At 50.8% G+C, this 19,959-nt stretch carries 18 protein-coding genes and 2 tRNA genes; 4 read left to right on the forward strand and 16 right to left on the reverse strand.

What is annotated here, in order from left to right:
• The 4 genes from KQI79_RS12355 to KQI79_RS12370 form a co-directional block, all read right to left on the reverse strand.
• Nucleotides 1-618 (reverse strand): NUDIX hydrolase, encoded by a 618-nt coding sequence (locus KQI79_RS12355; RefSeq protein ID WP_216538543.1) that lies wholly within the window; start codon nucleotides 616-618, stop codon nucleotides 1-3.
• Between the two features lie 240 nt (nucleotides 619-858).
• Nucleotides 859-1,809, reverse strand: coding sequence for a metallophosphoesterase family protein (locus KQI79_RS12360; RefSeq protein WP_216538544.1), 951 nt, complete (start codon nucleotides 1,807-1,809; stop codon nucleotides 859-861).
• Nucleotides 1,810-1,912: 103 nt separating this feature from the next.
• Complete coding sequence (locus tag KQI79_RS12365; RefSeq protein WP_216538545.1) at nucleotides 1,913-2,680, reverse strand: DeoR/GlpR family DNA-binding transcription regulator; 768 nt, start codon at nucleotides 2,678-2,680, stop codon at nucleotides 1,913-1,915.
• A gap of 147 nt (nucleotides 2,681-2,827) precedes the next feature.
• Nucleotides 2,828-3,733, reverse strand: coding sequence for a LysR family transcriptional regulator (locus KQI79_RS12370; RefSeq protein ID WP_216538546.1), 906 nt, complete (start codon nucleotides 3,731-3,733; stop codon nucleotides 2,828-2,830).
• Nucleotides 3,734-3,875: 142 nt separating this feature from the next.
• On the opposite strand from KQI79_RS12370, the gene KQI79_RS12375 reads away from it, so the two are divergent.
• Together KQI79_RS12375 and KQI79_RS12380 are read left to right on the forward strand one after the other, a co-directional pair.
• Entirely contained in the window at nucleotides 3,876-4,247 is a 372-nt protein-coding gene (locus KQI79_RS12375; RefSeq protein ID WP_216538547.1) for a CidA/LrgA family protein, read from the forward strand.
• Nucleotides 4,244-4,921, forward strand: a complete 678-nt coding sequence (locus KQI79_RS12380) for an LrgB family protein (RefSeq protein WP_216538548.1) — start codon at nucleotides 4,244-4,246, stop codon at nucleotides 4,919-4,921. The genes KQI79_RS12375 and KQI79_RS12380 overlap by 4 nt, the downstream gene beginning before the upstream one ends.
• Before the next feature lie 62 nt (nucleotides 4,922-4,983).
• Here the strand turns inward: KQI79_RS12380 and KQI79_RS12385 are convergent, their stop codons facing one another.
• From KQI79_RS12385 to KQI79_RS12410, 6 genes are all read right to left on the reverse strand, one after another.
• A complete protein-coding gene (locus KQI79_RS12385) occupies nucleotides 4,984-6,315 on the reverse strand; it encodes an extracellular solute-binding protein (RefSeq protein WP_216538549.1) in 1,332 nt (443 codons plus the stop codon).
• Between the two features lie 37 nt (nucleotides 6,316-6,352).
• Complete coding sequence (locus tag KQI79_RS12390; protein ID WP_216538567.1) at nucleotides 6,353-7,510, reverse strand: efflux RND transporter periplasmic adaptor subunit; 1,158 nt, start codon at nucleotides 7,508-7,510, stop codon at nucleotides 6,353-6,355.
• 71 nt (nucleotides 7,511-7,581) lie between these two features.
• A complete protein-coding gene (locus tag KQI79_RS12395; protein ID WP_216538568.1) occupies nucleotides 7,582-8,415 on the reverse strand; it encodes a carbohydrate ABC transporter permease in 834 nt (277 codons plus the stop codon).
• Between the two features lie 80 nt (nucleotides 8,416-8,495).
• Entirely contained in the window at nucleotides 8,496-9,401 is a 906-nt protein-coding gene (locus KQI79_RS12400) for a carbohydrate ABC transporter permease (protein ID WP_216538550.1), read from the reverse strand.
• A gap of 101 nt (nucleotides 9,402-9,502) precedes the next feature.
• Nucleotides 9,503-10,615, reverse strand: a complete 1,113-nt coding sequence (locus tag KQI79_RS12405; protein WP_216538551.1) for a sensor histidine kinase — start codon at nucleotides 10,613-10,615, stop codon at nucleotides 9,503-9,505.
• Nucleotides 10,608-11,306, reverse strand: coding sequence for a response regulator transcription factor (locus tag KQI79_RS12410; RefSeq protein WP_216538552.1), 699 nt, complete (start codon nucleotides 11,304-11,306; stop codon nucleotides 10,608-10,610). Before KQI79_RS12410 ends, KQI79_RS12405 begins: the two co-directional genes overlap by 8 nt.
• 636 nt (nucleotides 11,307-11,942) lie before the next feature.
• Here KQI79_RS12410 and KQI79_RS12415 point away from each other — a divergent pair.
• Together KQI79_RS12415 and KQI79_RS12420 are read left to right on the forward strand one after the other, a co-directional pair.
• Nucleotides 11,943-12,019 (forward strand) — tRNA-Pro (locus tag KQI79_RS12415).
• Nucleotides 12,020-12,030: 11 nt separating this feature from the next.
• A tRNA-Gly gene (locus KQI79_RS12420) sits at nucleotides 12,031-12,104 on the forward strand.
• 705 nt (nucleotides 12,105-12,809) lie between these two features.
• Here KQI79_RS12420 and KQI79_RS12425 read toward each other — a convergent pair.
• The 6 genes from KQI79_RS12425 to KQI79_RS12450 form a co-directional block, all read right to left on the reverse strand.
• Complete coding sequence (locus KQI79_RS12425) at nucleotides 12,810-13,466, reverse strand: YcnI family copper-binding membrane protein (protein WP_216538553.1); 657 nt, start codon at nucleotides 13,464-13,466, stop codon at nucleotides 12,810-12,812.
• A 118-nt stretch (nucleotides 13,467-13,584) separates the two neighbouring features.
• Entirely contained in the window at nucleotides 13,585-14,232 is a 648-nt protein-coding gene (locus KQI79_RS12430) for a response regulator (protein WP_216538554.1), read from the reverse strand.
• A 17-nt stretch (nucleotides 14,233-14,249) separates the two neighbouring features.
• Nucleotides 14,250-15,071, reverse strand: coding sequence for a sensor histidine kinase (locus KQI79_RS12435; RefSeq protein ID WP_216538555.1), 822 nt, complete (start codon nucleotides 15,069-15,071; stop codon nucleotides 14,250-14,252).
• Nucleotides 15,071-16,627: a copper resistance CopC/CopD family protein gene (locus KQI79_RS12440; protein ID WP_216538556.1), complete on the reverse strand. Its 1,557-nt coding sequence runs from the start codon at nucleotides 16,625-16,627 to the stop codon at nucleotides 15,071-15,073. The genes KQI79_RS12435 and KQI79_RS12440 overlap by 1 nt, the downstream gene beginning before the upstream one ends.
• A gap of 326 nt (nucleotides 16,628-16,953) precedes the next feature.
• The gene (locus tag KQI79_RS12445; protein ID WP_216538557.1) at nucleotides 16,954-17,946 is read right to left on the reverse strand and encodes a LacI family DNA-binding transcriptional regulator; all 993 of its coding nucleotides are present in this window, start codon (nucleotides 17,944-17,946) and stop codon (nucleotides 16,954-16,956) included.
• A gap of 172 nt (nucleotides 17,947-18,118) precedes the next feature.
• The gene (locus KQI79_RS12450; RefSeq protein WP_216538558.1) at nucleotides 18,119-19,804 is read right to left on the reverse strand and encodes an extracellular solute-binding protein; all 1,686 of its coding nucleotides are present in this window, start codon (nucleotides 19,802-19,804) and stop codon (nucleotides 18,119-18,121) included.
• Between the last annotated feature and the right edge of the window lie 155 nt (nucleotides 19,805-19,959).

A 19,959-nucleotide genomic window follows, 5' to 3' on the forward strand; every position in this document is an offset into this window, starting at 1 on the left:
TTAATCGAGCAAAACGGGGGCGTCCGGACGATGCCAAAATTCGAACATGCGTCCGATCTGTCCGATCGTATTCCGTTCCGTCGAAAGTTCCGGCAGCTCGTCCGGACCGAAGAAGCCGACGCCGCTCGTCTCGACCCCTTGGCTGGCTTCTCCGCCGGTAATGTCGCAGCGGATAAATACTTTGTATACATGATACGGCGAAGGCGGGTGCGGATGGCATTTTTTATCAAGAATGCCGAGCAGGCGAACCGGCTTGACGTCGAATCCGGATTCTTCGCGCACTTCCTTGACGGCAACCTCCGCCGGCGTCAGTCCGATATCGGCCCAGCCGCCCGGCAGCGACCAAGCTCCGTCGATTTTCTCCCGCACGAGCAGCAGTTTGCCCTCCCGGAACACGACCGCGCGAATATCGACTTTCGGCGTCGCATAGCCCGTTTCATTTGCGAACAGATCCGGGATTCGCTCGAATGGCGTATCCGTATAGGCCGCCATCATCTCCACGCTAAGCTGCCTGAGCTCTTCATACCGCTCCAGGTCGTACACGTCTTTGCCGTATGTTAATCCGATTTGCGCGATGCTTTGTATTTTTTTGGCCCATGCCAACCATTGATGTTCCATCCTCTTCCTCCTCGCTCGTTCAACCGCTAATGTAATTGTTACTATATCATTATTGAAACCGGATTCACAACGGTTACTTTTGCGTATGAACCAACCGACGTTTGAGCAATGGGAGGGCCGCCGGAGTTGTACTGCAACAACGAACGATAACGAAAACGGACTTGCAGAGGCTGCTATAACGCAGTCTGCAAGTCCGTACCGTATCCATCATTGCCGCTCACGCGGCGTCCGTATTGTCGCTTACCCACAAGGACGGTGCTCGGGCTGCTTGGTCACCTTCGAGCCGTCTTCCAGCCGGAGCCAAGTATCGAAATCGCGCTCGCCTTCCTTCATTCGGATCATCCGCGCCCCGCGCGGAAATCCTTCGCGCCCGTACGTATTAAATCCGGTTGCCCGGCCGTAACATAGTCGAATGCCGTGCAGCGTACCGGTATAGTCGTTAATATGGTCATGCCCGACAAACGTGCCCATCACATCGCCCATTTCGACCATCGCCGCGAACAATCCGCTGTTGACCGGCGGACAGCATACTTCCTCATACTTATGCCCGTAGCATGTCTGGCTTTCCCATACCTCGCGGTATTCGGGCAGCGGGATATGGAGAAAGGCGAGCGCCGACAGCGGCCGGCCTCCATTGACGTTCGTTAAATGGCGGGATTCCCGTTCGTACCAGCCGATTTGATCGCGACGAATCCAGTCGTACCCTTCCACATGGGACAAGGCGGACAAATTGCCGGAATCGAAAAAGTAAAGCGCCGCTCCGACGTTTCCTTCGCCATCCCGCACATGCAGAATGTAATTGCCGACGCCGCTGACAGCCGCGGGTCCCGGTTCGGCAACCGCGTATTCGAATCCCGCCGCGACCTCCATCAGCTCCTGTCTTGTAATCTGCGCTTCGGTGTCGTGATTGCCGAACACCACCGCCCATGGCGTGCGGCTTTCTTCCACAGCCGATACGGCGGCGCGGAACGACTCCCGCGGATCGCGGCATCTGCCCGCGGAGATGACGTCTCCGGAAAATACGACCAGATCGGGCCGCTCCTCCCGCAATACTAGCTGCATCAAAGCGAGGGAGCGCGCATTCTCCTCTTCGCTGTTCAAGCCCGGCTCCCCCCAGTCGTTCCAATGAACGTCCGTAAATTGCGCGATCGTAAACGTACCGCTCTCGCGGAACGTAAAAGCATGTTTCATCACAGCCCTTCCCCTTCCGTTTCATTCTTCTTCGTTGTTGCCCGCGCCGTCCCGCTCCCCTTCAAGCGGAAGCGAAGTCAATCCTCATCCCGCTTCCGCCTCTTTACGCCAGTGCGATTTCAATTTGCTTCCGCCGCAAATGCTCGATCCATTCCTCGGGACATTGCCGGCCGATGATCATCATCGAAACTTCCTGCAAATCCGCGATTTTCGCAAAAGCCGACGCCCCCAGCTTGGAATGGTCCGCGAGCACGATCGCTTCTTCCGCACGTTCCATCATTTTGCGGGACACGCTCGCTTCCTTCAAATCATAGTCCGTAATCCCGTCGACCAGCGAAATACCTCCGACCGAAATAAAAGCTTTATGTACCTTCAACTGCTCGAGCAAGCGTTCCGTTAACGCCCCTCCCGCGGATTGCAAGGATACGTCGATCTCGCCTCCGGCGAAAATGACGCGTCCCGGAAAGCGTTCCATAGCCAACATCATGGCCGACACGGAATGGGTCACGATCGTGACGTCCGGCCGCTCGTGCAAATGGCGGATCACCTCGATCGTCGTGGTGCCGTTGTCGATCATAATCGTCTCTCCGTCCTTCACCAGGCCGGCGGCCAACTTGCCGATCGCTTCCTTCTCCTCGCGATTCGTTTGCATTCTTTGCAAATACGGCAGCTCCGCCGCATGCATTCGCGCCTTTACGGCCCCGCCGTATACTTTCTTGAGCAGCCCTTCCTTCTCCAAGCGGTCCAAATCGCGGCGGATCGTTTCCGACGAGACGTTCAGACGTTCTGCGAGATGCGGCACCCGTACCTTCTCGTCCTGCGTCAGCAGCTGCAAAATCGTTTTTTTCCGTTCTTCAAAAGTTAAGGACATCCTATCCCCCATACATCACCGGAATCGAAACGAACAGAACTCTTTCGTCGATCCTGTCGTTTCACTATCATATTAAGGTTGATTCATGACGAATGTCAATGATTTTTTGTTTGTTTTATGTGTTTTTATGACCGATGTTGTTGTTTATCATTCTTCTTGCGTTGGTTGCGGCAAGCAAAATGTAGTACGCGCAAATCGGAGCCACTCGCGTCCCGCAAACGACAAATACCGGTCTTTGGACCATATCATCGCCAAATTCCATGAAATCGCCGGAGCTTCGAGCTTCGCCGCAGCGATCCGGCCGGGATCGAGCTTGCGGCAAATCGTCTGCGGCAGCAGCGCCACGCCGAGTCCGACCGCGACCATCTCGCTAATAAAATCCCATTGGGAGCTGCTATAAGCAATGTTAGGGCGAAAACCGGCGCGAATGCACGCCGTCGTAATCATCTCGTGCAAAGCGAAATCTTCGCGGTACATGATGAACGGCTCGTCGCGCAATTCCTCCAGCCGCACGGACTCGCGTCCCGCCAACCGATGATCTGGATGCAGAACAAGCTTGAGGTCGTCCACCACAAACGGCAGCACTTCGAACTGCGCTTCATTGACCGGCAGCACCGCCACCCCGATATCGAGCGAGCCGTTCTCCACTTCCCGCTCGATCGTTCGTCCCCCTTCTTCGATCAGGCGAATGCGAATGCCCGGGTACAACCGGTGAAATTCGGCGATGACCGCAGGGAAGAAAGGCGCGCCGGTCATCGGAGGAATGCCGATGCGGATCGTCCCTTTCCGCATTTCCATCACATCCGCCAGTTCGGAAGCCAAATGATCGAAGGAATGCACGATTTGCTGCGCTTGCACTAGAATCGCCCGGCCCGCGTCCGTTAATTCGATATGTTTGGTGGAACGGTCGAACAATAAGACGCCCAATTCCTCTTCGACCGCCTTAATCATTTTGCTGATCGTCGGCTGCGTCACATGCAGCGTTTCCGCCGCTTTCGTAAAGCTTCGATATTTCGCGACCTCCAGAAAATAGTTTAAATGCCGGATATCCATTCGAGCGTTTCCTCCTAAAACAAGATAAACATCTGATCTTGTATCCGTGATTTATAGATAAAAAGCATAAATATCATTCAATATATGTATTTTACCTATTCTGAAGCGCGAAGTATACTCAATATCGAGAGGAGTATTCAACATGTGGAAAATCGCCAAAATCATCGGGCAGCTTGGACTTCTGACCGGTTTAACTTTACTTGGCAACGTCATATCCGAATATTTCGGCTTGCCGATTCCCGGCAGCATCATCGGCCTCGGCATCCTGTTCGCCTTGCTGCAACTGAAATGGATCCGGCTTGAATGGATCGAGCAAGGAGCCGATTGGCTGCTTTCCAAACTGCTATTGTTTTTCATACCTTCCGTCGTCGGCATCGTTCAGTACCAACAATTGATCGCTTCTTCCGTCCTCCGGCTTATTATGGTGATCGGTCTCAGCACCTTTGCCGTGATGGCATGCACCGGGCTGCTTGCCGAGTTCATCTCGCGCAAAAAAGGGAGGGAGACCGCATGATCGCCATCGCTTGTCTGCTTCTTACCGTCGGCATTTATTGGGGAACGGACCGGTTGTATCAACGTTTCAAACGAACGTATCTGTCTCCGGTCATCATTGTGCCGGTTCTATTGATTGCCGGTCTCCTCGCATTCCGCGTCCCGTTCGAATCGTACCATGCCGGCACGCAGGTATTGACCGATCTGCTCGGACCGGCAACTGTTGCGTTTGCCGTGCCGTTGTACAAATATTTTCAATTGCTCAAAAAACATGCTCTGGAAATGATATCGAGCGTCCTGTTCGGTTCCTTCGTTGCGATCGTCACTTCCGTGCTGCTGGCCGAGTGGATGCAAATGGACGCCCAATTGATCGAAAGCATGGCTCCGCGCTCGATTACGACGCCGATCGCGATGAACGTTTCGCAATCGCTTGGCGGCATCCCTGCGATAACGGCCGTATTCGTTATTATGACAGGCATTATCGGCGTCGTGATCGGCCCGCCCATGATCCGGCTGTTCCGCCTTCGAAGCAGCGTGTCGCGGGGGCTGCTGCTCGGCATGGGGGCGCACGGCATCGGAACGACGAGAGCGTTCGAATTCGGCCGCATCGAGGGAGTGATGGCAAGCCTGGCCATGATCATGGGCGCCTTGTTCACGCTCGGAATGATTCGCGGCGTGCTGGGACTGATGATGTGAAGCGCCTCGAACCGGATCGGTTCGAGGCGCATTGCCCGAGCTACGCTTCTCGACTGCCCTTTCTACTCGTTTAAGTAGGTTGTCACCCGGTTCTGAATCAGCTTCGCTGCTTCCTCGGCAGTCTTTTGTCCGTTGAAAAACGGTTTGGCTTCCTCTTCGATCATGGGAACAATTTTAGGATCGTAGTTCATATAGTGATCTGCCGCGTTGATGATCTCCTGGATTTGGGCAAATTGTTCGTTCGGCACGTTGATTGCTTTCCCATCTGGAAGCTTGAACGTTCCATTCTTCATTTGCTCCTTGATGTCGTTCAGCTTCTTCTCATTCACAGATTTATGCAATGAAATTCCATCTTGCAAGGATTGCACTTCTTCGGATAACAAGAAGGAAACAAATTTCCATGCCTCCTCCTTGACTAACGATTTGGCTGAAATCGCAAACTCGAATGAAGGTGTGATTGTTACACCGTTTTGTCCTTCCGCATGCGGCTTTTGCAGCAGTTTCGGATTCGAGAAGAATTGATACGGAATATTGATCAAGTCGGCCGGCGAGTAAAAATAGGTATTGTAGAACAATTGTTTACCCGCTTCCGCTTGATTGGCAGTCATCACCTTCTCGTCATACCATTTTTTTAATTGTTGCATAGTTTCCACGAATGAGGGAGAGTCGAAGTTTGCCTTCTTCGCCGCACTGTCAACGAACTGTTCGAAATGATCAAAAACCGTTTCATAAAGGATTCGTTCCGGCGGGGTGCCTGCCAAAGCGAAGCCGCTCTCGCCTGCCTGCTGCTTCAGTGTTCTGGAGATCTCCCCGAACTCCTTCCAGCCCCAGATCTTATCGTCCGCTTTCACGCTTGCGTTTGCGAGAATGTCTCCGTCTCCCACGAACGCCTCCAGGTAAAATCCGGATGGCATCGCATATAAGCCGCCATGCGCCTTCTTCGCCGCTTCCAAAACGTTCGTTTGCAACTCGCTCTTATTCAATGTACTGTCTTGTTCCAATAAATCTTCCATGTTCAGGAGAAACTGTTTGCTTATATATTCTTTGAGAGGCAAGCCGCCTATTTCGATAATATCCGCGCCTTTTCCAGATAGCAGTGCCGTATTCGTCGTTTTTTGGTACTTTTCGAAATCGCCAACCGTCCACTCTTCCCCCGCTTGTTGCTTATAAGATATGATTTGCAGGTCGATCTCCGGGTATTTCTCTTCAAACTTTTTCTTTACGGTCTGGTAAAATTCGTCCGGTTGCAGGATCGTCAAAGTAAGGACGGTTTTCCCATCCGACTTGACCGGTTTCCCTTGGTTCTTCTCTTCCCCGCTGCCTCCGGAACTGCATGCCGTCATTGCGATCATCATCATACCAATGAATACCATCCATAGCCTTTTTTTCGTCATATGAGTTCCACTCCTCTACTATATCGAATCTATTTTTCTATTGCAGACGAACACGATCGCCGTCCTGCAATGGTTCGCTGCTCTCCACAACAATGAGCTCCCCTTCAAAGAGGCTGCCCGATTGAATCATCGTTTCCTTGTCATTCGTTTCACTCGAATCAAGCTTGAATTTACGCGCAACGAAGACATTGCCCAATGCGCCCCGCTGCTCATCAATTTTATACACAAACATGCCCTCCCGATCCTGATGAATCGCCGCATTGGAAATGACGAATCCCTCTTGGTTCGAGCGCTTCTCGAGTTTGACCCATGCCTGCTCCCCCCCCTTCAGTTCGGCATCAATTACCTTGATGCGAAGAACCTTCTGAGGAATGGTCCGGATCTTGCCCGAATCCAAACTCGATGAATTGTCGGTACGCGGTTCCGCATTCGCCATTTCATCAATCGTGCCGTCGACGATACGGGTCTGTTGTTCTTGGGAGGTATTGACCTGGACTTCGATCTTTTCCCCAATCGATATCCCTAAGCCGGATAACAGCTTGGCATCAGCGGTCATTTCAAACCGGTAACCCAAACGATCGTTTGCAATCAGAACATCTCCTTCTCCAGACGCTAATCCTTCAACCGCGTTGATTTTCGTAATCATCCCGTCGAACGGAGCCGTCAGTTCCTTCTGGCTTGCCAGTCGGTCTCTCAATTCGTCAATTTTACGTTCCTGCACGCCCAGATCAAGCTTGCGCGTTTCGATCTCGCGTTTTACATTGCGAATCTCGAGTTCGTCCCCTTCCATCGTTGCCTGGATGAACTGATCTTGCGTATTTTGCAGCTCGATTTTCTGCTTTTCCAAATGGGTGACCTCATCCTGCAATTCTCGCTCGGCAGATTTGCTGTCATAGAGGATCAGCTTTTGCCCCTTCTTCACATGGTCTCCTTCTTTTACGAGAATCTTCCGGATCTTCCAGCCGTCAGGATTCGATAGTTTCTCCTCGCCAACCGGGTACAAGATGCCGCTGCCTTCGAGCGTATGTACAAGACTTCCGTTTACCGCCTTTTCCGTTCTCACCTTCGGCATTGTCAGCGACTGCAACGTGTTGCCGAATAACGTCAAAATCGCCAGCAACCCTATAAAAGCTATGAATGCGACTTGAATGTTTCGTTTGCGCCTTCGATCGGCCGTCTCATTTTGTAACTCCATGTCCACGTCTTTCACCTCCTAACCGCTTATGCTTCAGCGAAATTCGCCTCGTTGGCATCCGCTCTGCAAACCTACCCCTTGATGCCGGACAGTTGAATGCCTTCGATAAAATACGTTTCCGCGTATAGAAACAACAGCACCATCGGAGTCATGTAAAGGATCGATGCAGCGAAAGCGACACCCTGCTCGCCCTCGTTGATCCTCGATAAATAAACGGATAGCGGCTGCTTGAACGAATCGTCCAGAAAAATAAGCGGCTGCTCTACCATGTTCCAATAATCGACGAATAACAGGATCACAAGCGCGGCTATGCCCGGTTTGATCATAGGGACGATGATCGTAGAGAAAATCCGTAAATGACCGGCACCGTCAAGCTTAGCTGCTTCGATATAGGCATACGGAATATGCAGCATGAACTGGCGCAGCATAAACACGCCGAAAGCCGCGAATATGCCGGGCCATATAATAGCCCCCGGGCTGTTCAGCAACCCCAATGTATCCGCCATCATGTAATTTGGCACGAGCGTCACTTGGAACGGCATGAGCATCGATAAGAGATAGACAATGAACAGCGTATCGCGGCCGCGAAAATGAAGCTTGGAGAGCGCATAGGCGGCAAACGCCGCTACAAGGGTCTGACCTGCGATGATCGGCACCACCATAAACGCCGAATTCCAGAACATCATTAAAAATTTCGGACTGTTTACCAGCACTTTGCCGTACTGCTCCAAAGAGACTTGATCCGGCAGCAATTTTAAATTAACAAATGGATTGGCTGTCCCTGCAGCCGCTTCGCTCGCTTTCCCGATGGGCCCGTAATTGATTCCAATTTCCAGTTCCGTCATAAGCGAATTTGTAAAAGTGATCACGATCGGGAATAATAACAGGACCGCAATAGCGCCCATGACGACCGTTAACGCGCTTTTTTGCAAACCTTTTGTTTTTCGCAAACCTTTGGTCACTTGCAATCGCTCTTTCCTCCCCCCTATTCCATGAACTGCCGATACCGGCGTTCCAGCGCAAACAAACCCATGACGAGCAGAAGAATACAGCCAACCATCAAAGTCGCCGCCGCGGTCAGCTTCTGAATGTCCAACGACGCGAACATGTTGTTCATATAATGCTGCAGCATATAGATGCTGTCATGCGGATAATCGCCTGCGATCAAATACGTTTCCCGAAATACTTTAAACGAATTAATGATCGACATCATGACGACAAAGAACATGGTGGACGTGAGATAGACCAGCGTAATGCTGCCAAACTGCCGTAAGCGCCCCGCGCCTTCCACTTGAGCGGTTTCATAATAATCCTTCGGAATTTGCTGTAGTCCCGCCAAAAATAAAATCACGTTATAGCCGATGTTCTTCCATAGATAAACGACAATCACCACCATTCGAGCGGTATCGCTTTTCATCCAATCCACGCGTTCCAATCCGAACTGAGTTAGCCAAGCGTTCAAGGAGCCGTTCCAATCAAACAGCATTTGCCAGATCAGAATAATCGAGGCGACGGGAACGACAAGCGGCAGCACATAGGAAGTTCTGAACCATTTTCGGAAATAAACATTTTTATTCAGCAGCATCGCCAAGCCTAGCGACAGCACAATCATAACGGGCACACTAACCGCGGTGAAATAAAACGTATTCGACGCCGCCTTTCGGAACGAAGCGCTCGCAAGCAGTTCGCGATAATTGTCCACCCCGACAAAATGACCGTCTATCGTACTGTCCATAAAGGAGTAAAGTACGCCCATGGCAAACGGAATAAGATAGAACAGTGCAAATCCCGCTCCGCTTGGGGCGAGAAACAGCCATGCCGCCGCCGTGTCTCTGCGGAACCATTTTTTCGTCTTCATTGCGAATCCATGCCAAAAAACCCACTTCTTCATTCTTCATTTCCTCCTGCCCTCATTCATAGAGAATAGGACGAAATGTTTAAAAAAAGAAGTGGGGTATTTTTAAAATATTCCTTAAATGGTCGGCACAACCGTTACTCGGGACGTTCGGATTCGCCGTTTTCCCAAGGCAGGCGAACTTCAAAGAGCGTACGAATGACGTCGCTTTGAGCCGAAATGGCGCCTTGATGCTGCCCGACGATATTTTTCGCAATGAACAATCCTAGTCCGGTACTGCCTTCACGATACGTTCGCGATTGGTCGCCGGTATAGAACATATCGAAAATATGCGGCAACTCGTCCGGGGGAATGCAATCGCCGTAATTGACCACTTGAACGACCGCATCCGCTTCATCGATATGGCAATGAATATCGATAAACTGGCCGTCTTTGCCATAGCGGACGGCATTCGTCAGCAAATTTTCAAATACGCGCGCCAATAGCTCGCCGTCGGCCTGAATCGTGATATCCGGGGTAATATGCAGTCGCGTCGTTAAACGGTTTTTCTCAAAAAGAGGGTATAATTCCTCGGTTAATTGGGTAAGAAGCTCGCTAAGATCAATCGGTTTCTTATCGACGGTAAGCTTGCCGTAATTCATGCGGGTAACTTCGAATAATTCGTCGATTAGCTTCTCCAAGCGTTGCGACTTGGCGAAGGCAATGCTCGTGTAATGTTTCGTTTGTTCCGGAGTCAGCCGGTCGTCCCGAAGAATGAAATCCAAATACCCGATGACGGAGGTCAACGGCGTACGCAAATCATGCGCCAAATTCAAAACCAACTGCTCCTTGCTGCTCTCCGCAAAATCTCCTCTTTCCAACGCCAGCCGCAATTTTTCGCTTGCCAAATTAATATCTCTGGCAATATCGCCGAATTCGTCTTTGGTCGGAATCGAGACGCGACTGTCAAAATCGCCGTTCGCAAGCTGATGAATGCCGCCCGAGATAACCTGGAAATACGTCGCATACCGTTTAGTGAAGAGAAAGAAAAATAAAATCGCGAGCGGAATGAAAATAATTAAAAAGGAATTAACGTCCCCTACTTCTCTTATGAAATAACGGACTTTGGTCAACGGATCTTCAACCTTCGTCGTATGATAATAGAGTTGAAGAATTTTATAAATGATGTAGGTTATGATACCGGAACAGACCATGCTTAAGCCGAACAGCAATATCATTTTGGAGCGAAAACTTCGAATCAATTTAGCCATTGAACGTATAACCTACTCCCCAAACGGTTTTGATCAGCTTGTCTTTTCGCGTATCTTCGCCGAGTTTTTTCCGCAAAGAACGAATATGCACCATCACCGTATTGCCGCCGCCTTCGTAATAGGCCTCGCCCCATACTTGCTGAAAAATATGCTCCGAGCTGAATACTTTCTTGGGGTAACCGGCCAGCAGCGCCAAAATGTCAAACTCTTTCTGCGTCAGCTCGACAGGTTTGCCGTAAAGATAAACCGTCCGTTCTTCGGGATAAATGATCAATCCTCCCGCCTCCAGGGTAGATTTATTCCCCTGCGCCTGTTGATTGAACTGCATGGAACGCCTCAATTGGGCATTCACGCGGGCGACCAATTCCATCGGGTTGAACGGTTTGGTCACATAATCGTCCGCGCCTCTGATCAACCCCGCGATTTTATCGAGATCGGTCGCTTTGGCGCTCAAGAAAATAATAGGCATATAATAATGCTCCCGAATTTGCCTAATCGCTTCATAGCCGTCCAAATTCGGCATCATAATGTCCAATATCGCCAAATCGACGGAATGCGCCTTCACCGCCTGCACGGCTTCCAGCCCATCGGCTGCTTTTATGCAACGGTACCCTTCCTTTTGCAGATGCAACTCGATCAAATCGGCAATTTCCGTCTCATCGTCGGCTATTAAAATCGTGATCGACTTCATTTCTTTCCACTCCCTGTGTTAACCTTATCGCTATTATATCGCTTTGTCCGATATTTTGAAAATGAGGCGGCGGATGATGCGCCCTTGCCGCCTTTGCCTTTAATTTGCTCCAATTTCTGGCGTTAATTTATGCCTTCCCTACTGTGATGCCGAATTAGATGGAAATACTACCGTTAATCATTGGCAAATCGACCGAATCGCCCCACATGCTTGAAATTAACGCCGCATTCTACCGCTAGACTTCCAATTCCCGTTCATTCCAACAAATTAACGCCAGGAAATCCAGCTAATTCATTTGGTTGCGGGCTGTTTGAACGGTTCCCGTACCGCATCCCGCCGCTGACGCGCGAATTTCTTCAAACGTATGGCTAAAACGAAGCTCGGATCTATTAAACTTTTTCGGCCTTCTGTCGAAATCCCCTTCGTTCAGACTGACTCAAGATAAGATCGCAGATCGCATCCAATACCAGAAGAGCTCATTGTTTGAACCTTTGACTTTCTGAATGAGAGAGATACTGACAAAGGGAGATCAGGAAATGCAGGATTGGAGTGAATGTAATAATATACCAGTTGCAAAAGGAACGAGTACGTGATATATTATTTCTTGTCGCTGTTAACGGCGGAAAACAAATACTTCGGGACGTAGCTCAGCTTGGTAGAGCACCTGGTTTGGGACCAGGGGGTCGCATGTTCAAATCGTGTCGTCCCGACCATTTTAGTATTTGCGGGTGTAGTTCAATGGTAGAACTCCAGCCTTCCAAGCTGGTAGCGTGGGTTCGATTCCCATCACCCGCTCCATACATAAAGCATGCCACCTCCGGGTGGTTTTTTTTAATTGGCGGTTGTGTGGGGTGAGAACCCGCGCGTGTGGGGGCGACCGTCCGTGCATGCCTCATTGGAGCAGCCCCAATAGGACGAGCGTCAACATCTCCCTCTTTTCCGCGAGCCGGAGGCTCGCATTTCCATCGAGATGTTGAGGATTCCCATCACCCGCTCAGGTATATGAGAAAGCTGGGTATGATGTACAATATACAACATTTAGCACCCTATCTATAGGAAAACAACGCCTATGTTGTATTTTTTACAACAATTCGAGGGCAGATGGGGGGCGTTAACCCGTTATATTTGCGATTTTGTTGTACATTGTGCAACATAACCTACGATTCGACCCTTCCTGTCCCAAAAATGTTGTACTCCGTACAACATGTGTGACCACCAGCCAAGAAATTTCCCTTATGAATGCGAGACAATCAACAAAGTCGACCACCTTTTTGAAAAGTCGGCGAGATATTGACGAAAACGAGACAAATTTTTCCTAAACTAGCGGTTGTGTATGCGGGATCCCACGCATGTGGGGACGACCGTCTGGCGAAGCAGATGCAACCTCCTGAACGAACGGGATTTCGACAGAAGGCGAAGAAAAACATCATATAGAGGCAGGTATGGTAGAAAAAGAAAACAGGCCGCCATCCCCGCAAACGCGTAAAAGACGGCCGATCCGAGTTAATTTTTCGCTTTTTTGAATAATAAGATGATCAAATTGATTACACTTAATATCATCGAGGCAATACCGAAGCTAAGGGCAAGAATCGAATTTCTGGCCGAATTGTCGATCGGCGCTTCCTCATCGGCTGCAGCCGCCTCGCCCGCTGCAGCGGCGTCAACGCCCCCGCCGTGCCCGTCGCCATGGCCTGTCGCTTTCCCGTTTACGCTCGTCACCGAGGCGGGAGTCTCCGAATCTTCCGCGCCGGTCCACTCGACGACGCTGCCGTCCTCATAGGTTTGATAAGCTTTCCAGACGATCTGCGCAGCATCGTCGGCCACTTTGCCCTGCATATTGAACTCGACGAATTCGCCGTCCTGAATGCCGGCGCCTGTGCTTGTCCAAGTAATGCTCGTTACTGTGCCGGATTCGTCTTTCTCCATTTCATAGTTCCAATCCGGTTTCGGCTCGACGCGGGATATGGCCGCTGTCTCCGGAATTCTCACTTGCACCTTCACTGTCGCGATATCCTTCTCATTCGGAACGCGTACCGTAAATTTCTCGTAAGCACCCTGCTTCGTTTCTTGCGGGTACACGACAACATGCGCGCTTGCCGCACCGGCGAACAGCAGCATAGATACGAGCAGCAACGGCATTGCCACGAACCATTTTTTCATATGAACCCAATCCTCTCTCCACTTTGTCTTATCCAAAAGTATATAACACGAAGCCGCCGCTTGCATGACTCAACAGGGCTACGGTCGTTCACCATTTCAACAATAACTTGTTTCCATTTCAATTTACGATTAGACCGTTTTCCAATGCATACCGTGTCAACTGCACGCGATTGTCCAAATGCAGTTTTTGCAAAATATTTTTCAGATGATTTTTGACGGTATGCTCGGAAATGGTGAGCCGTTCGGCAATTTCGCGATTCGACTCGCCTTTCGCCACGCGCTCCAATATTTCCCTTTCCCTAGACGTTAGCGGCGTGGAGACGGGCATCTTCGTCGTTTCTTTCCTTGAAAACTCCTGCAAAATGCGAAAAGCAAGCTCTTTGGACATCGGCGCTTCGTCGATTGCGATCGCCCGCAAATACTCATGCCACGCGGAAGGCCGCAAATTTTTCAGCAAATAGCCTTGCGCCCCTTTTTTCAACGCTTCGAACAGATGGGTAATGTCGTCGGAGACGGTCACCATGACGATTTTCACGTAAGGAAATTGCTCTTTAATCCGTTTCGTCGCCTGCAGCCCGTCCATTTCCGGCATGGAAATGTCCATCAATATTAAATCGGGCATATATTGTTCCGTCAACGCAATCGCCTCAAGGCCGTTCACCCCTTCGGCAACGACTTCAAACATCGGATCGACCGACAAAATGTCGCGCATCCCTTCTCTCGCATGCGCATGATCGTCAACGATAATGACGCGAAATGAATCCATCCCCGCTCCTCCTCGTTTCATTTGCAAATTTCAACGATCGTTCTATCCCCGCTTCGTTTTATGTCAAGCTTCCACCCCATTAGCTGCGTCCGGCTCCGCATCATGACCAGCCCATACCTCCCTTTCGCCTGAAACGGATCTCCGGCAAAACCGATTCCGTCGTCTTCAATGAGGCAGCGGAACTGTTCCCCTTCCGATTCGCCGACAACCCGCACCGTCGTGGCTTGGGCGTGCTTTTGGACATTGATGAGCGCCTCGCGCAAGCATGCGAATAATTCGATTTTCTCTTTGGAAGTAAACTTGTCTTCCGACATCCGCCAATCGACGATGACATCGAATCCCGTATCCTGCTTATATTCTTCAAGCATCGTCATTACCGATTGCGACCAGGGCATGTCGGAAACAGCCGGTTCCGTTCGCAAATTCCCAATCGCTTGCCGAACGTCATCGTATACATGGCGCACCGTTTGCCGCAATTTGTCCATCCGGAGATCCCGTTCCTCGGCCGTCTCGGAAGCTTCCAACTGATCCAGCTTCACCGACAGCATGAACAAAGATTGGGAGATCCCGTCATGCAACTCCTGCGCCAGCTTCTCCCGCTCTTTCAGCGCCGCTTTCTCCCGTTGTTCGCGCTGCAGCCTCTCTTGCGTATCTTCCAGCAGCCCAAACAAGCGGCGCATAATCGTAATCGTCACCAGAAACACGAGAACGACCGCCAAGAAGTTCCCCAAATCCATGGAAATATAGGGGAGAAGAAAGGAATGCCGCGCATATTCCCAAAGCGCGATTGTGACCGTCGGCACCCAAAGGATCAAACATTTAATTTGTTTATATGACATCAGTATATCCGGAACTCCTTACGTTTCACATATTCATTGTCATCGGCGTCCATAATGCGCAATTCGACTTGCCAGCGGCCGGGGAATGCCATATAAGGACCTTTGCTGTCGTATGAATATTTCACGAATCCTTCAAACTCGTCCAATTCCCTATCTTCGTATGGGGCTAGCGGCACGTCGATCGCGCCTGCTTCCGGGCGGTCAAGCGGTTTTAAGCGGAACGTCACCCGTTTGGGCGTGCCGCTTTGTTCGGGAAGCCATACTTTGGCGATAAAGCGATTGTCCCCCGGCGCGTTCGGCGTAATCTTGATCGTCGTATGCAATTCGTCGCCCATCTCATGCCATAGCAGCGTTTCATTGGCCGGCAGCGGGCTGAAATACGTAAAGATGGCTGCGATCAATACGATGGCACTTAGCCATGCCGCATCGATGCGAAGCAGCAAACCGGAAACCGGATTCCCGCGGCGCACGCGGCGGCGAAGCAAATATCCGGTCGCAATGACAAGCAGCACCAGAGCTGTTTTGACGATCAGGAATTTCCCCCAGGCCGTCAGCAATAAATAGCTAAGATCAGGCAAAAATGCAAACGTAGACAAGACGCCCGTCACCGTTAACGCGATCATCGACCAAACGGCCGCATTCGAGAATTGCTGCGCGAACGGCTGCAGCGGTTCGCTCCGAGTCCGCCATAGCGCGAACAATAACATGAGGCCGCCGGCCCAAATCGAAGCGGCAAGCAAATGTACGCCGTTCAGCGCCATCGTATACGCCGGCTGTTCAAACGCGGCGCTATGGCCGCTCCAGCATTTGGCGCCGAGCAGCAGCACGGCCCAAAGCGCGGTCAACCAGCGGCCGCGCATCCAAACGGCAAAGCCTGCGAGCCCGAGCGCGAACGAAGCGAGCCAAGACAAGCCGATCTTCGTGCTTAGGAACAGCTTCAGCCAATCCCCGATCGGTTGTCCTGCAAGCAAGCTGCTGCCCTGAAAATAAATATAGACGACCAGCGCCGCCAAGTGGAGCGGCAACATATATTTGCCTGCCTGGCGAAGCAATCGGGTCCATGCTTCCGTCCCGCCGCGACGCAGAGCGTGCCATAGCGCCGTCCCGGCCACCGCCAGCAGCAGGGCGTAGTAGAAAACCCGCGAAGCGTAGAACAAAAACTGTTCCAACGTTAGCGCCCCGTCCGATTCGCCGTGACCGTGGCCGCCGTGGCCCGCGTGCCCGGTTTGTCCGCCGGGAACGAACGTCGTCGCGTCGATCCGCTTGTCCGGTTCGCCGACCGTAAACACATAAGCGCCCGAAACCGGATGGCCGTCAGCGGAAATGACGCGGTAGCTTACCGTATATACGCCGTCTTCCAATGCAGGAAGAGACAGCCGCAACGTCTTGCGGTCTTCGCTCGGCTCCGGTTCCGCTGCCGCCGCCGGTTTCCCGTTCGAATCCAGCAGCGTAAGCGAAGCGACATCCGCCTCGATCCTCTCGTTGAATTGAAGCTCGATGGCCGGCGGAGCCTCTTGGAGCCGCTCATTCGCATCCGGAACCATGCGCTCGATCACGGCATGAGCTTGCGCGGCAACCGGCCGAAGGCAGAGAGAGAATATGAATATCCCAAGAACGGCCAGCAACCATAAAGTAGATCGTTTTGGAAATGAACATGTATGACAAATATCATTGCGCATTGGCTAATCATTCGCTTTCCAGCAAGTTTTACAACCAGTTTACTATAATCTATCGCAAAAATGCACGCCGCTTCCGATTGTTCACAATAACGCCTTCTTCCATTCCAAACGTTCGATCTGTCGTCCCAAAAGGAAAAACCGCCCTCCTACGATTGCAAGGAAAGCGGATAAAGGATAAAGAGTGTTCGGATGTCGTCATCATGTTACATGCGCGGCGCTGCCGTTGAATTGCGGACAATCAGCTTGGGCTCGAGCTTGACCGTTTTGCTGCGTATCGCATTGCCGTTGATTTGCTTCATTAGTAAGTCGACGGCCGTCCGCCCGATCTGTACCGTAGGCTGCTTCACGGTCGTAAGATGCGGGTGCAGCGCAGAGGCGAAATACTGATCGTCGTATCCGACGACGGATACATGATCCGGCACGCGAATGCCCTCCTGCATCAAAGCATTGATCAATCCGACTGCCATGTTGTCGTCGCATGCGAAAACGGCGGTCGGCAGACGGTCGGCTTCCATCCATTTGCGCCCGATTAGATAACCGTCGTCCATCGCGAACGCGCCCTGTTCGATCGCGAAAGGCTGCAAGCCGGCTTCCCGCAACGCTTGCCTATAACCTTTCTCCCGTTCGACCGAACTTAAGAAATATTCCGGACCTCGTATATGCGCGATTTTCGTATGTCCCAATTCGATTAAATGCCGGGTGGCATCGTAACCTCCTTGAAAATTATTGACGATCACATTGAAGACGGATGGAATGATCTTCTGATTGTCGATCAGTACAAACGGAATTTTGCGCTTCGTTAATTCGACCACATACTGCTCTTCCTTAATAGGGGATAAAATGATCAGCCCGTCCACTCGATCTTCTTGAATCAAGTAATGTTCTTCGTTTTCCAAGCCCGGGGATACGGAAAGCGCCAAATAATAGCCATGCGCCTCCAACGTATTTGTAACTTCATTCACAACCTCATCCAAGAAGGAGTCTTGCAACGTCGTTACGATCAGGCCGATAATGCGCGTTTTTCCCTTCGCCAAGCTTCTTGCAGCCGCATTCGGATGGTAATTCAATTCTCTCATCGCATCCAGCACTTTTTGTCTGTTTTTCTCCCGTACCGACGAGGAATTGTTCAAAACACGCGATACGGTAACTACCGACAATCCGGACTTTTTCGCTACATCGAAAATGCTAACTCTCATCGTCCTCGCCCCTATAGACCTTTAAATAACACGGTAGGTTGATTTCACTTGCCGATCCTTTACATTCTATAACGATCCCACAATACGAGACTTGCCGTTCATAATGAGAAGAAACGAGGGATACTATTAAAATCATAGCATTCCCTCGCCATTTCTTAAAGCTAATAAACGATTAGCGGCCTAGCGCTTTCAAATTTTCTTTCCATTTTTTGTCGTAGTATTCCAACAGTTTGTCGTAGCCGGACTTAACGGAGTCGGCATGAGCCTTATCCAAAATGTCGAGAACCTCTTGGTCCGTCTTGGCGGTCAACGCTTGCGATCTTACTTTCAGCCAAATATCCTTGACGCGCTGGTAGATGATGCCTTCCTCGGATTCCGGCATCGGAGCCAGGTTGACGAACTCGGTCGCATCGCTTTGCGTTTTCCACGTCACTTCCGATTGCCAACGCGTAGCCCAGTTGCGGTCATTCTCATCCAGCGTTGATTCGTATTTCGTTTTGACGTTATCGACATACACCGTATTGCCGACCCAAGTAATGTTGGTCGTTTCGCCTTGCAGCTTGGCAAGTTCATCTTTCTCCGTTACATATTTTTCCGTAAATTTCGGCGTAATTCCGTCCTCTTCCCATCCGTCCCAGAATCTTCCTTCCGGTCCCCACATCAACAATGTTTGCCCTTCCGGACCGGTATACCAGTCAAGGAATGCGAAAACGGCTTCCGGATCTTTGGCGCTCGTCGTAATGACCGCGACGTTCCATCCAAGCACGTTATAGCTTCCCGGATAAATCTTGTTCTTATCCAAGCCTTCTTTATAAATCGGCCAAATCATAAAGTATCCTGCATCCGGATCCTTTTTGGACAGTTCCGCATCGGCAGGCATCGCGAATTTCATCGGATCGGAGCTCGCCAATACAGCTACGCGCCCGTTCATCACCTTCTCGGTAATTTTGTCTTCCGTTTGCGTAAACGCATCTTGCGTCATTAATTTCTCACGGAACAATTTGGCGGCGTATACCGTCGCTTCGCGGAACGGCTCATCCAAAAATATGGATGTCATTTTATCGCCGTCCGGCACGAAGAAATGTCTTGTATAACTGCGGTTGTTTTCTTTAAAAGCGGAATAAAGCTGGTCGATGCCGTTGCCTTCTTTCGCCGTGGTCGTTTCGAACGGAATGACATTCGGGTACTTTTCTTTTACTAATTTGAGGTAATTATACAAATCGTCGGTCGTTTCCAACTTAGGCGAACCTAGTTCTTTGTAAATTTTCTTGTTGACGGCATAGCCGGCGTTTCCGTTCGGCTGGTTCGTGTACCAGTTCGGGAATTGGTACAATTTGCCGTCCTCGGAGCGAAGCATTTTCAACGTATCTTCCCCGAGCCATTTTTTCAAGTTCGGATATTTCTCCATATAATCGTCCAGCGGGACAAGCATGCCCGCTTCGCGCAGCCGCTCCACATCCGCTCCGCGTTCGGTCCATATAATATCGGGCAACTGTCCTGCCACTATCATCGTTTGCAGCTTCTTCTCGGCTTCGTTGCCGGATTGGATCGGTTTAATATTCACTTTCAAATTTTCTTTAATCCATTTGGAAGCTTCGTCCTTGCCCCAAGGAGGCGTCGAATACCAGTCGTAGTGTCCGTAAAAAGAAATCTCAAGCGGCTCTTTCCCGAGCGGATACAGGTCGCTGGCTTCCTCTTGCTGTTGTCCTTGCCCTTCGTTCGTCTGCTCTTGCCCTGTCTGGGGCGTCGGTTCCGCCGGCCCCTGCGAAGTGCCCCCGCCCCCGCTGCATCCTACGATAAGCGACAAGGCCACGATCGCGGATAGGACGCCAAGAATCCATTTTTTCTTACCCTTCATGTTCATACCTTTCCCCTTTCACCTCATTTAATTTATCCTAAATTTCGAAAGTACCGTTCATTGAAAACATAAAAAAGTGCCCAAATCTTTGGTAGAATGGTGTTTGTCGAGAACACTACACCCAAAGAGAGGAGCACCTTTTAGGTGAAGTCTAC

The sequence above is a fragment of the Paenibacillus sp. MSJ-34 genome (assembly GCF_018918005.1).
Lineage (GTDB): Bacteria > Bacillota > Bacilli > Paenibacillales > Paenibacillaceae > MSJ-34.